Here is a 14,150-nt window from a genome sequence, read left to right as displayed (position 1 = left end):
AAACCCCTAACGGAGTTATTTCGGGAAGTTGAAATAACTTATGAAACAGTTAATTGAAATTCTCTAATAAAACTTCCTTCACATACGGTTCAACGGCTTTTGAGGCTGCTTCATCACGTAAACGTAAACCTAATCTTCTTTCCAACACATCATCAATTGTCTGAGCCATTTCTGACTGAATCACGTATTTGATTTCTGCTTTGATAAATGGATGCTCTGGATTTAAAAGTTCTTTCAAAACAGGTTCATTTTCAGTTAGTTGCAAAACTTTCTGAGCATTTACACCGTATTTTTTCAATAAATGTTTAGCTACAATTTCCGAAACCTGATATTGATTTACTAAATTTTCCCAATCTTCAAAACGATAATTTTCTCCGCCAAAAAGCACTTGATGTTCCGTCGTACATTTTACCGTTTCCTTTTTTAATACTTCTTTATAAACTTCGTCTAAAGTATCTTTTGCCATGATTCGGTAAGTCGTCCATTTCCCACCCATGATGCTGACTAATTTTGAACGACGGTCAATTTCAACTTCATGGTCACGGACTAAAGATTTTGTATCTGAATTCATTGCCGATTGCAATTGAGCCTGCAAAAGCGGTCTGAGTCCCGCAAAACCACTTTTTACTTGGTCGGGCGTAACATTTTTATCAAGATAACGATTCACATATTCCAATAAATACGTTTTTTCATAATCTTCTAATTTTGGATTTTCAGACAGTTCGTCAGCTTCGTCGGTTGTTCCTACCAACACTTGGTCTTGCCACGGAATCATAAAAATTACCCTTCCATCGTCAGTTTTAGGAACAAGAATAGCGGTATCACCTTGCATTACGCTACGAGGCAACACAATATGAGCCCCACGACTTACTTTGATACGTGGTTTTAGTTTTGAACTCGCCATCGTTCGGATACTATCTGCAAAAGGGCCTGTGGCATTAATGAATACTTTTGCATTAATTGTCAACTCTGTTCCATTAATTAAATTACTCACTATCAATGACTTGAGACGACCACTATCTTCATTTTTATTGAATTTTACGGCTTGCGTATAATTCAAAATAGTTGCCCCTTTTGCCTCCGCAGTTTGGAGAAGTGCTAAGCAATAGCGAGCGTCGTCCAACTGACCATCATAATACAAAACCGCTGAACTCATACGTTTTGATTTCAATTCAGGAATCAATTTCAAAGCCGTTTTCTTGGATAACCATTCGCTTTTAGCAATATTCTGAGAACCCGCAATCCACTCATACATTTTCATGCCGATGGTATAATAAATTCCTTCGATAAAATTGAAACATGGCGTAAGTAATGCCAATGGACGAGATAAATGAGGAGCATTTTGGAGTAAAATTTCACGTTCACGCAGGGCTTTCCGCACCATTTTGTATTGCTCCCAATCCAATTTTTTGACGGCTTGCTCTAAATATCGAACCCCTCCATGAATCAACTTTGTCGATTTTGAAGAAGTCTGAGCAGCGAAATCATTTTTATCAATAAGCATTACTTTTAATCCTCTCATCACGGCATCTAAGGCAATTCCAGCCCCTGTTGCTCCTCCTCCAATTATGCAAATATCAAATTCAGTAGTGTTTTGTAACTTTTTGAGTTGTTCTTGACGATTCATAGATTATTGTTTTCAATAGCAAATTATTGAAAATAATCTAATCAAATATTAATAAATTTTATTATTACAATTTATACTTTAAATAATTATATTAATTGGTGAATTATTTTATTTTAATATATTTATTTCTTGTAGTACATACTTCCAAAACCAAAGTATCTCCTTTGATTTCATTGATAGTCCAACTGGTAGGACAAGCCACACAAAGAGCTTCTGGACAATTCTTTGTTTCAGTAAAAGATATTTTATTGACTGCAACACTATACTTATTTCCTGCAAAACAACAGTTTGCTCCAGGTTTACCATCGGTCAAAAATTGCCCATCACTCGTAAATTCATAGACAGGCAAAGCAACGAAAGTATTGATGCGATGCCATTCGCCAAAAGTGCCATCTGCATTTTTGGTTTGGGTAAAATAAGTTGGAGCCCATTTACCAACGATATTAATATTAACCACATCAAATATCGTAAGTGAATCTTCTTTTGAAGTACAAGCTACCAAAAGGATTGAGAAGAAAATTGCGATTGCTTTCATAATTATAAATATTTTCTATAAAGACACGTCCTATTCTCAAAACGTTGGAAAGAGTTTAATAATTTCTTTCTATCTTGTGACACTTCCTAATTCTTTTGTTTGTAGAAAATTTTCCATATGAGCAAAAATACTTTCACGAAAGGGTACTCTTTTGTGTAATTCTTTTGAAAAAATCTCCAAAATGACATTATTCTTATCCTCTGTATCATTTTGGTAAATAATTTTTGAAATATTATAAGGTTTGGTTAGCTTCATTTTTTGAGTTAATTCGGGACATATTTCCGTATTTAACTGATAATCAGAAACAGGAATAGCAAAATTGTAGAATTTACCTTTCGAATTATCATGAATTCTCGTTGAACCGTACATTACACCATCATATTGGTCTTTCTCTTTACACCACCTTAGCGTAAATTGTGAAAAAATATACTCAGGCTTAAAAGGGTTATCAGATTTTGAAACTTTTACAGAGCATATTAGAAGGATTGGATATAGAATAATTTTTTGAAAAAACGCCAATAATTCTGAGACATTTTCTATACTTTCTTGAAAGTCAATAGGAGAAAAATTTATAAAGTTTGCAGGAGTTGAAAACTGGAATTTTGCAAAATTAAATGTATCGATTGGTGGTCTATTAAATTCCTCCCAAGCTACATATATTGAATTAGCAAGGTATAAACAAGGAAAGCCTGCAATACTATAACGCTGAGGGGCGACTAAAGTCCTTTTTGAAAAGGGAATGTGAAAAATGTCTTTTCGGGAAGAGATAGTTTTATCAGTCCTAATTCTATAAAATGACTCTTTATGAAAGGAGCATTCTGGAAGGGCATCAAACTGCAATAACTCGACAAGTACCCTTTCAAAAGTAGCATAAGCCACATCAGGGCGACCATTGTAGTATTCATTGAAGGCTTCTTTAATATTTTCAACGATTAGGCTAATGTTATTTGAACATCCTGTAATTGGTTGTAAATCACAATGATTGGAGTCAATAGAACAAGTATTATTAGTCACAAATTCTGTAAATTCAGACAATTTATCAAACAAAAATGAATGGAAATCTTCATTACTTCCATAACTAACAGGTAGCCCAAATTTACTCAAAAAATCTTGTTTGATAGTAGTAACTTCACTCATTATATTGCTATGTTTCCACGAGTTATAATATCAAATAGCATCCATACTTGACTATTAAGAAAAAACGGGAAACTATTTGTTTCGTCAAAATTCATTAACCAAGTTAATCTATCTTGCGTAAATTTCTCCCAAATTTCTCTAAGATTTGGATTTTCTAAAAAGTCTGTTTTTTCGGAAATCTCATCCGCAAACCAATGACGGTAAAAATAAAAAGAAACAAAAAAAGCAAGTCTTGCATTAAATTCACGGCTTTGGCTACCCTGAATCGGCTGAAGTCTGATTATAGAATACTCTGTGGCAGAGATAATTTTATATATGTTTGCATTTGTAGGACTATCCTCACCATTTTTATTCATTAGATTCTTTTCATCTTTAATCATTGAAATAAAATGCCAATAATAAGAATTAATTTCTGTACAAACTCCTCCTAAATCCTCATCAAATAAAATATCAATGCCTTCATCCTTTTGCATTCGTAATTGAAAAATATTTAAGCAGTCTTTTAGGAACTGTAATCTTTCTTCTTGTTTAGTATTATCAGGCATAATGTGAGAAATTATTTTCAGAAAAAAAGCAATCATTAAAATTAATGATTGCTCCAATATAGTTATTGTTATGTACGTGAGACGATATATCTATTTTTTAGTTTCTACACTCTTAAATAAGAGAAGAACATCTGTCATTACTTTGTCTAACAACTCGGGTTTAGTTATGAACTTACCTGTCGTATCTTTTTCATTATTCAAAAATGGTCTCACAGGATTCCTTAACACTTCTGAATAAGAAAAGTATTTTCTTGAAAATGTTTTATTTTCCATTATTATAGTTTCATTTTTGATAAAAATTCCGATTTCGGATTGCAAAAGTAACAATTTTATTATGAATATAAAAAATAAAGTTATTATAAAAAACAAAACAGCTATAATTATATTCAATTAACCTATTTTATATTTATAAATATTGTTTCTTCAATAATCAATCCAATTTTATTCTCAAAACGTTGGAAAGTGTTTAATAATTTCTTTTTGATAAATAGTAATTAGGCGTTATTAAATTAACAGAACCTGCCGTTAATAACGCCTAAATCCATTTTAATGAGTTTTCATAATCTTACGATACAAACTCTTCTCTCCTGCTTGAATACGTAACAAATAGGTGCCTTCTGGAAGGTTTTTAAGTGAAATATTAGCTTCATGTTTTGAACTTTTATTAGCACTTATTTCACTCTGAACAATTCCACCAGAGATGTTTGAGAGTGTCCATTCCATTTTTTCTGGTTTGTCCGTCAATAATTGAATAGTCACATCTTCTTGAGTTGGTACAGGAAATACATTCAAGCTCACTCCTTCTTCTGGTTCTGAGGCAAGTATTAAAATTTTAATATTGGCTTCACCCGAAACGGTACCTACTCCACAGATATTTTTAACCTCTGAAAGAGTATATTTAGTCGAAAATTGTGGTCGCAATGACACTTCAAAAGGCGACTTTGTGGCTATATATTCTTTTCCATCCGACAGTTTGAAAGTCCAAGGAGCGTGCGATATAAAAGCGATAGACACTTTAGCCGTATCAGCATAATTTAGGTCTTTACTACCCGAAATAACGGCGACTGGTAAGATATTCTCTAAAACTTTAGCATTTACTTTTGGGGTATAGTTCCAACAAACTCCTTTTCTATTCAATACTCGATAAGAACCTCCTTGACTGATATTTAATGTCGATTTTGTAGCATCTTTCAAGAATCCACCGTTACGCTCCCATAAATATGACAAACTTGCGTTATCATTTGTTTTCAAATCAACTGTTTGAGTCTGACAGAAACGAATAGAATCGGCATAGTTAATTGAATTGGGGATTGTTTCTATCTTAACATTAACGTTTGCAGAAAGTCCTTCACATTTGCCTTGCTGCACTTTTAACGCATAAACACCTGCTTCTTTCATAAAAGTTATTGGAATATAATTATGAGGTAGAGTTTTTCCATTGGCTTGTGCAATGTCTCTCCCATCTTTCATCCATTGATAGCTAATTTGGGCGGTATCACTTAAGGAACCACTTGCATAAGCGTTTGACAATGAGACAGATGCTCCATCACATAACGTCTTTGATGTTGTATCAACGTTTACCAGCATCTTATTTAGTACAACTTTATTTACAGGTGATACTGCCATACATCCACCTTTAAAGGTTGTTTCTAAAACATAACTACCAGACTGCTTTATGATTAAACTTGTACTGTTGTAATCTGTTGTTTTTTTATAAACAGCTCCATCTTTCTTCCAAGTAAACATAATTGGTCGTTGCCCTTGTGAATAATAAGACCCATAAATAGAAGTAGAATCTGCACAGGTAGAAAAACTATTTTGAGAACCCATACTAATGATATTACCCACACTCACATCCATTTTTCCATAGGTATATTTATATTTTGAACTATCGGCAAAAGTTACTTCTTCAACCACATAATAACTTCCTTGACCTTTAAAATATAGGGTAAACTGGTATTCATTTGGAGAATAGCGTAAAGAAGGATAAACTGGAGTATTTCCATTATACAGAGGTAATACTTTCCCATCCTTGTATCCAGTTAATTTTCTACGTACTACTGAAGAACTATACTCTCCGCTCGTTGCATAACCATAAAAATACCTAACCATAGCGGTATCACATATTTGTATTTTTCGGCTTGCATAATCGTAATTTCCATTAGCATAGTATAAACCTCTTTCGCTCAACACAATACTGTCTGTTTTTTGTCCAGTAAAATCAAAGACATTGGAAATACCTTCACAGTTACCTTTAGATACTTTGAAGAAATATTTTCCTACATCCTTAATCATTACCTCAGTTCCACTTCCACTTCCTTCAGCATATAACTGATTATCTTTATACAACTCATAAAGAGACATTGAATTCCCAGATTTTTCCAAATAAGGATAGATATAAGTTTGTACTCCATTACTGCGGGAACTGGTATAATTGCCAACTTTAATATCTATTTTGGTATCTGTATTTTGCGTAACCACCAATGTATCTGAATTTGCCTTACAAGTACCTTGAGTTACTTCTACGATGTATTTACCTGCCAATGTGGTATTAATTGAATATGAACCACCTGACTGTAATATACCATCTCTTCGCCAAACATAAGTAGCATTGGGCAGACTACTAATATATAAATAAGCTCTTTCGTTAAAACAACTTAGCTCTTTTTGATAAAACTGTATTTCAGGTTTATCTAACTTACCAATCGTTACATCTTTACTAAACGACACATTACAACCCGAGTAAACATCTTGTGCATTAAATGTATAAGTACCTGTTTTGGTTGCTGTGATTGTACGACTATTTTGTTTATCAATTTTTTCTCCATTCAACGACCATTGCATATCTGTATATGGATAACCATAATTTACAGATAAGGGCAATGAGGTACATTCAGAATTACGGTTATAACCACTTCCATCCACAATAATATTGCTATTGACATATTGCGTGTACACATATACACTCGTTGGAGAAGATATACCATCTTCCGACTCGACCAAAATATTATATCCTTTATCAACTCCATTAGGTATAGATATTTTTATAGGGCTTTGCTTGCCTGTTCCTAAAATTACCTTTCTACTTTTTATACCATCCGTAGTATTGTAATTTTCAATATAATACGCTCTAAAATTAGTCCCTGTGGCAAAAACGCCAATGGTTCTAAATGGTATTTCGATTATTTGTCCTTGACAAATTTTTACGCTATTTGTTGAGCTTAAAGAAATACTCTTACATTCTGGAGATGTATTGATTGTTATCTCAAAAGGCTTTTTCACAGAACAAACCCCTTGGCTGCTGGTAACGGTTAAATTATATACTCCCGCTTCTTTGGTTGATACATTATACAAACCAAAATTCCCCCCATAAGTATATTTATTGGGAGTTACGATATTATAATAACCTATTGTTTCAGAGGTATCTGTTAATGGTAGAGAGGTTAAATATGAATTAAATATAAAATCTGAACCTGCACATAAAGCTACTGTCGATGGATAAATAAAGGCAGGCATATCATCAATCACTACTTTTGTTTGTGATTTAAAATTACATCCTTCCTTATCTATTGCCTCTAAAGTATAAACTCCTTGATTTTTCTTAATTGTTTTAGTAATAATTGGGCTTTGTAAATTACTCGTAAATCCATTTGGTCCAGACCAAGCATAAGACTTTTGAACATCTCCCAAAGGTTTCAACTTCAATGAATCTCCGTTACAAAGCGAAACTACTTCTGGCAAAGCAATACCCACCATTACATCATTTGAAACAGCATAACAACTATTACTAAAAGCTTCTACGGTAAATTTCCCACCTTGTTTTATGGTAAATACAGTATCATTGACACCACTCAAAGCAACTCCATTACTGTACCAATTATATTTTGCACCACTTACATTATTGACTACAAGTTTTACGGTATTGTCTTTATTACAAGTTTGTGTTAAAGTAAGTTTAGGAACTTCAATCGTTGTAACCTCCACAGTATCAGAATAAACGGTACACTGTCCGTTATTATATTCATACCAATACTTACCTGCTTCAGATACATTTATCAGATAATTTCCATTGCTAAAAATTTTTCCATCTTTTCTCCATACTGCATTCGTATAAGAATTATAGACTTGAATAGTAGTACTGCCTTTGACATTCTTACACAATTGTATTTTTTTGGCAACATTATAAAGTTGTAATCCTTTTCTTTCAGTAGCTGGAGCTATGGTTACGGTTATTTTTTCAGACTCACCCAAACAGCCCGTTGCTGGGTTATTATATTTTACTTGGTATATCCCATTGGCAGGTGGATAAATATAATTTGCTCCCACAGAATAAGTAGCACCATCTTTTTCCCATCTTAAATTACTATTCTGTGTGCCACTAATAGAGTTTACATAATAATAAGGTTGGATAGGTCTGTTACAAGATGAGAAATAACTGTTATTCTGCGTAAAGAGTGTTGTTGTTTTTCCATACTCCAATATTAAGGTATCCGAAACAGAACAAGCTCCTTGCGTTGTCTCTAAAACATACGTTCCCGGTTGTTGAGAAACAGAATATGAATTAGAAGTATTAGAAAATGAAGAATACAACTGTCCATTTTTATATAATTTATGCAAACCATCACCACCTGCATTTATATAAATATTTTGAGTATTTTCACTACAAAGTTTTAAGTTTTTAGAAGCGGAAGAAAGTCCATTAAAAGTAAATTTATTAGTTATTTTATCCACTTTTTTTACCGTAAATGGTGCTGATATCGCCTCACATTGTGCCATTTTAGTCTTTACAACATATACCCCCTCTTCAGATGTCAATAAATTATTCTGTCTTCCATTTCCTAAAGCTACACCATCTTTATACCACTGATATGTTCTATTATCAGCATGAAAACTACGGTTTGAACTTGCATAAAGAGTAGTATATCCATCATTTTTACAAATACTATTTTCACTTGTATTTACTGAATTAGATGATATATACAACGACGGAGAAGTATATTTAATCTGGATTTTATAACTATTATACGAACAACTACCTTTTACAATATTGACATAATACACCCCTTCTGAATTAGCATTTAGGTTTAAAGCATTGGCATTGGCAATCGCTTTATCATCCTTATACCATTGTAGCGAGACTTTCCCCCACCCCAAAGTATCAGTTTTCAAGGTCATAATTGAACCTTCGCAAGCATCAATCGCAGTGGTTCCAGTGGAGGTTGTACTCCAGCTATTCGATGATGTATTTGAAAAAGCAGCTATATAGGGAACATAAGGACATTCAGGATTACCAAACTGAACATTGTAACTGGCAGCACTACTACAACCAAATTCGTCCTTCACATTAATAGTATAAATCCCCTGCATTTTTTTGTTAGCATCTGCAAGATTATTGTACGAATTCTTACTTGTAAAACCGTTTGGTCCAGTCCAATTAAATGAAAATAAATTGGAATTATAAGAGCCATCAGAATAAGTATAAACATTTAGGACAGAACCATAAACATATCCATTGGCATACCACGTATAGGGATATTTTCCAATTTTTACAATGGTGGTCAAACTCGTTTTGCCATCAATTACACACGTATAAGTGCCTGCATTAGAGTCAGTTGCCTTACTAACCGTAGGGTTTTGCATATTTGAAGTAAATCCATTTGGTCCCGTCCAAACATAGCTACTTCCACCAGTCGCTTTCAATTCGAGCGTTGGAGAATTAGCAGTACACAAAGGAGAGTTGGATGAAATACTTTGTGATACAATAGCATGACCAAAAAGTATTAATACTGGTAGGAATAATAATAGACGTTTAAGCATGGAGTTATTAATTTTGCTGAACAATAAATATTTAATTTACAAAGAAAAAGAAATAACCTACATTCCACTTCGTCGCATTTATTAAACGGTATTAAAAACCTAAATTTTAATACTTCACCAAATCAATCAAAGCCAAGTCATTTTCCTTTTCTTGGTTCATTTCTTTCCAAATCCCTTCCTTTATCGTAATTTTGCAGTCCTCTTTAATAAGAGCTTTTTTATTAAAAATTGACAAATTGAAATTATTTACTGATAACTGATAAATCGTGAATTTTAAAGAATATAAAAACCTTGACTACGGTCAGGTTGCAGACGAAATTTTGAAGTTTTGGCAAGATGAAAATGTCTTCCAAAAATCTATTGAAACCCGTGAAGGAAATCCAACTTTTACTTTCTACGAAGGTCCGCCCTCAGCAAACGGAACACCCGGTATTCACCACGTGATGGCTCGTGCTATCAAGGATATTTTTTGTCGTTACCAAACGCTCAAAGGCAAGCAAGTTAAACGCAAAGGCGGTTGGGATACGCACGGATTACCTGTTGAATTACAGGTTGAAAAAGAATTAGGGATTACAAAAGAAGACATCGGTAAGAAAATTACCGTTGAAGAATACAACCAAAAATGCCGTGAAACTGTCATGAAATTCACTGACCAGTGGAATGATTTGACGGAAAAAATGGGATATTGGGTGGACTTAGACAATCCTTATATCACTTACGAAAACAACTATATTGAGTCAGTTTGGCACATTTTACAACAATTATACAAAAAAGGCCTGTTGTATAAGGGTTATACCATCCAGCCATATTCGCCAGCAGCAGGAACAGGTTTGTCTTCTCACGAATTGAACCAACCTGGTTGTTATCGTGAAGTGAAAGATACTTCAATGACGGCTCAATTTAAAGTGAAATCGACAGGAAAATCTGCCTTTCTATTCGATGACCTTCAAAGCTATGCCGCTGAATTATTCATTTTAGCTTGGACAACAACCCCTTGGACTTTACCGTCAAATACGGCTTTGACAGTTGGCAAAAACATTGAATATGCACTCGTAAAAACGTATAATCCATATACTTTTTTACCTGTAAATGTTATTCTTGCCAAAGATTTAATTGGTAAATATTTCAACGAAAAAGGACAAGACGGCGATTTTGCTACTTATAAAGATGGTGATAAAATTATTCCTTGGAAAATTCTATCAACTTGCAAAGGTTCACATTTAGAAGGTATTGAATATGAGCAATTAATGCCTTATGTTCAGCCAGAAAGTGCTGCCTTTAGAGTAATTATCGGTGATTTCGTTACGACAGAAGACGGTACTGGTGTTGTTCATACTGCACCAACTTTTGGGGCAGACGACTTCCGTGTTGCTGCTCAAAATGGTATTCCTGCTATTTTAGTAAAAGACGAAAATGGCAAAGATATGCCTTTGGTTGACCGTAGAGGACGTTTTGTGGCTGAAGTTACTGATTTTGCTCTTGAATATGTGAAAGAGGCATACTTGACCGACGAAGAGAAAGAGGTTGAGCGTGAAAAACAAAATAGAGACAAATATTTATCGGTTGATGAAAGAATTTCTATCAAATTGAAAACGGAAAACCGTGCTTTCAATGTGCAGAAATTTGACCACCCTTATCCACATTGTTGGAGAACTGACAAACCCGTTTTGTACTATCCGTTAGACTCTTGGTTTATCCGCACAACAGCCGTAAAAGATAAATTAATTGCCCTAAATAATACCATCAACTGGAAACCTGAATCAACGGGAACGGGACGTTTTGGCAATTGGTTAGAAAACTTGGTAGATTGGAATTTGTCTCGTTCAAGATATTGGGGAACACCTTTGCCAATTTGGAGAACAGAAAACGGAGACGAAGAAGTTTGTATTGGTTCGGTTGAAGAATTGATAAATGCGGTAAAACACGCTTTGAAAGATGATGTTTTGACCGCCGACCAACGTGCTAAAAACGAAGCATTTATTGCCAAAGTAAACGAAGGAAATCACGACTTACACCGTCCTTATGTAGATGAAGTTTACATGATTTCAGCTTCTGGACAAATAATGACTCGTGAATTAGACCTGATTGACGTTTGGTTTGATTCGGGTGCGATGCCTTTTGCACAATGGCATTATCCATTTGAAAATCAAGAGGTTTTCCATCAATCATATCCAGCCGATTTTATCTCGGAAGGCGTTGACCAAACTCGTGGTTGGTTCTTTACTTTACACGCTATTTCGGTAATGTTGGCGGATTCTGTTGCCTTCAAAAATGTCGTTTCTACAGGATTGGTTTTGGATAAAAACGGCAACAAAATGTCTAAACGTTTGGGCAATGCCGTTGACCCATTCGAGACACTTAAAAAATACGGTGCCGACCCAACTCGTTGGTACATGATTACGAATGCTCAGCCTTGGGATAACCTCAAATTTGATTTGGCGGGCATCACAGAGGTTAGAAATAAGTTCTTCGGAACATTGACTAATACTTACAATTTCTTTGCTCTATACGCCAATCTTGACGGTTACACGCCAACAGGAAATATTGATTTGAGCATCGCAACGGAATTGGATAAATGGATTTTATCAAAATTACAGACTTTGATAAAAGAAGTGGACGAGTCTTACGAAACCTACGAACCAACCAAAGCGGGTCGTGCTATCCAAGATTTTGTTTGCGACCATCTTTCTAACTGGTACGTGCGTTTGGGCAGAAGACGTTTCTGGCAAGGCGAAGTAACTGCCGATAAACAATCAGCTTACGAAACATTGGCTTATTGTTTGAAAACAGTTGCTCAATTGATGTCGCCAGTTGCTCCGTTTTATGGCGATTGGTTATTCAAAAATTTGACGGAAGACAACAAACAATCTGTTCATTTAACGGACTTCCCGAAAGCTCAGGAAGCTTGGATTAATCTTGATTTGGAAACATCAATGGACTTGGCTCAACGCATTTGCTCATTGGTTCACTCAATCCGTAAAACCAATAGAATCAAAGTTCGTCAGCCATTGAGCAAGATTCTAATTCCAATTTTGAGCGAAAAAACTCGTGAGCAAATTCGTTCAGTAGAAGACTTGATTAAAACAGAAGTTAACATCAAAGCTATTGACTATTTAGACGATGCTTCGGGTGTGTTATCGAAGAAAGTAAAACCTAATTTCAAGGCTTTAGGACCAAAATTTGGCAAAGAAATGAAAGCCGTTGCTGATGGCATTTTAGCAATGACTTCAGATGATATTGCCAAATTAGAACAAGCGAATGAATTACTCATAACTCCTAACTCATACCTCATCACGAAGAATGAAGTTGAGATTTTGACCGAAGATTTACCAGGATATTTATCAGCAAAAGATAATGACATTACGGTAGCTTTGGACATCACGATTACGCCTGAATTAAAGCAAGAAGGTATTGCTCGTGATTTTGTGAATCGTATCCAAAATTTACGCAAAGAGTCAGGTTTTGAGGTAACCGATAAAATCAGTATTCAATTATTAGATACTGATGCGGAGGTTTCGGAAGGTGTAAGAGAATACAAAGATTTCATCAGTCAAGAAGTTCAAGCATTATCTTTAGAAATCGTTTCAGAACTGGCAGACGGTCAAGAGATTGAATTTGAAGAATTGACTTTAGTAGCTAAAATTGCAGTTGTATAAGAGTTACTGATGATTGGTTATTAGTTAATGCTTATTAATCGCCAATTACAAAAAAGTATCAATCCCACAATAATTTGTTTATTGTGGGATTATTTTTAAAGGGATAAAATTATATCAATTACAGAAAAAAGTGTCGGGTTATTCGCTCTTCGCAAATCGCTTTTCGCTTACAACTAAAATATGCTTAACCAACAAAATATCAAGAATAGCTTACAAACTTTAAAAGAAGGTGATAAAGTAATTTTCAAGAATGAGAAAGGAAAAGTGAAGGTGTTTCATCTAAAAAATGGCTATTATTATGTCACCTTAAACGGAAATGAAATTGAAACAATCAAAGACATTCATGCCGTTTCAGAAACAGTAATAGCCATTTTAGCAATAGAAATAATTGCGTAATTATGCCTTAGGTTTATATTTTACGAAGCCAAATAAATGTAAAAATACTGCCCGTGAAATCCTAAAATTAAAAGGAACAATCACCACAGACAAAACCGTTATTGGTAGAATATAATACATTACTGGAGGGTCATTGAAAATATAAAAAACCGCTACCCCCAACACAACCAATAAAGCTACAGTATTGGCATAGCTCACAAACATTGCTCCGTACCAAAAACCTGGTTCTACCTCAAATTTCAATCCACAATCTGGACAATGTGTATTCATTTCTGAAAACTTCTCGACACGCCAAAAAGGATATTTAAACATTTTTCCTTCTCTGCACTGCGGACATCTTGCCTCACCCATCGCTTGGAACTTCGAGCGTTTTACGTCCAATTTTAAATTCGTGGTATCTTTCATTACGTACTATTATTAGTTTTCTGCTTAAATCA

The 14,150-nt window shown here is 34.4% G+C and carries 8 protein-coding genes; 2 read left to right on the top strand and 6 right to left on the bottom strand.

All coding sequences use genetic code 11. From position 1 onward, the window contains the following. Nucleotides 1-49 precede the first annotated feature (49 nt). From VB796_RS04420 to VB796_RS04400, 5 genes are all read right to left on the bottom strand, one after another. Nucleotides 50-1,627: a glycerol-3-phosphate dehydrogenase/oxidase gene (locus VB796_RS04420; RefSeq protein WP_323345302.1), complete on the bottom strand. Its 1,578-nt coding sequence runs from the start codon at nucleotides 1,625-1,627 to the stop codon at nucleotides 50-52. Nucleotides 1,628-1,730: 103 nt separating this feature from the next. After that, the gene (locus tag VB796_RS04415; RefSeq protein WP_323345301.1) at nucleotides 1,731-2,162 is read right to left on the bottom strand and encodes a hypothetical protein; all 432 of its coding nucleotides are present in this window, start codon (nucleotides 2,160-2,162) and stop codon (nucleotides 1,731-1,733) included. 69 nt (nucleotides 2,163-2,231) lie between these two features. After that, nucleotides 2,232-3,299 (bottom strand): hypothetical protein, encoded by a 1,068-nt coding sequence (locus VB796_RS04410; protein ID WP_323345300.1) that lies wholly within the window; start codon nucleotides 3,297-3,299, stop codon nucleotides 2,232-2,234. Further along, nucleotides 3,299-3,844 carry a hypothetical protein gene (locus tag VB796_RS04405; RefSeq protein WP_323345299.1) on the bottom strand — a complete coding sequence of 182 codons (546 nt, stop codon included), beginning with the start codon at nucleotides 3,842-3,844 and terminating at the stop codon, nucleotides 3,299-3,301. The genes VB796_RS04410 and VB796_RS04405 overlap by 1 nt, the downstream gene beginning before the upstream one ends. Before the next feature lie 546 nt (nucleotides 3,845-4,390). Beyond that, nucleotides 4,391-9,661, bottom strand: coding sequence for a T9SS type A sorting domain-containing protein (locus VB796_RS04400; protein ID WP_323345298.1), 5,271 nt, complete (start codon nucleotides 9,659-9,661; stop codon nucleotides 4,391-4,393). A gap of 266 nt (nucleotides 9,662-9,927) precedes the next feature. Here VB796_RS04400 and ileS point away from each other — a divergent pair, with 266 nt between their 5' ends. Then, complete coding sequence (gene ileS, locus VB796_RS04395; protein WP_323345297.1) at nucleotides 9,928-13,317, top strand: isoleucine--tRNA ligase; 3,390 nt, start codon at nucleotides 9,928-9,930, stop codon at nucleotides 13,315-13,317. A gap of 180 nt (nucleotides 13,318-13,497) precedes the next feature. Further along, nucleotides 13,498-13,713 carry a hypothetical protein gene (locus tag VB796_RS04390; protein ID WP_323345296.1) on the top strand — a complete coding sequence of 72 codons (216 nt, stop codon included), beginning with the start codon at nucleotides 13,498-13,500 and terminating at the stop codon, nucleotides 13,711-13,713. Here VB796_RS04390 and VB796_RS04385 read toward each other — a convergent pair whose 3' ends face one another. Then, nucleotides 13,714-14,118: a DUF983 domain-containing protein gene (locus VB796_RS04385; RefSeq protein WP_323345295.1), complete on the bottom strand. Its 405-nt coding sequence runs from the start codon at nucleotides 14,116-14,118 to the stop codon at nucleotides 13,714-13,716. Nucleotides 14,119-14,150: the final 32 nt, after the last annotated feature.

This window comes from Arcicella sp. LKC2W (assembly GCF_034931005.1).
Classification (GTDB): domain Bacteria; phylum Bacteroidota; class Bacteroidia; order Cytophagales; family Spirosomataceae; genus Arcicella.
The sequence above is the reverse complement of the archived record's forward strand: the minus strand, read 5'-3'. Positions and strand labels throughout refer to the sequence as shown.

Coding starts and splice junctions, on each gene's coding strand:
- VB796_RS04420 (WP_323345302.1), bottom strand. CDS start 1,627: ATGAATCGTCAAGAACAACTCAAAAAGTTACAAAACACTACTGAATTT.
- VB796_RS04415 (WP_323345301.1), bottom strand. CDS start 2,162: ATGAAAGCAATCGCAATTTTCTTCTCAATCCTTTTGGTAGCTTGTACT.
- VB796_RS04410 (WP_323345300.1), bottom strand. CDS start 3,299: ATGAGTGAAGTTACTACTATCAAACAAGATTTTTTGAGTAAATTTGGG.
- VB796_RS04405 (WP_323345299.1), bottom strand. CDS start 3,844: ATGCCTGATAATACTAAACAAGAAGAAAGATTACAGTTCCTAAAAGAC.
- VB796_RS04400 (WP_323345298.1), bottom strand. CDS start 9,661: ATGCTTAAACGTCTATTATTATTCCTACCAGTATTAATACTTTTTGGT.
- VB796_RS04390 (WP_323345296.1), top strand. CDS start 13,498: ATGCTTAACCAACAAAATATCAAGAATAGCTTACAAACTTTAAAAGAA.
- VB796_RS04385 (WP_323345295.1), bottom strand. CDS start 14,118: ATGAAAGATACCACGAATTTAAAATTGGACGTAAAACGCTCGAAGTTC.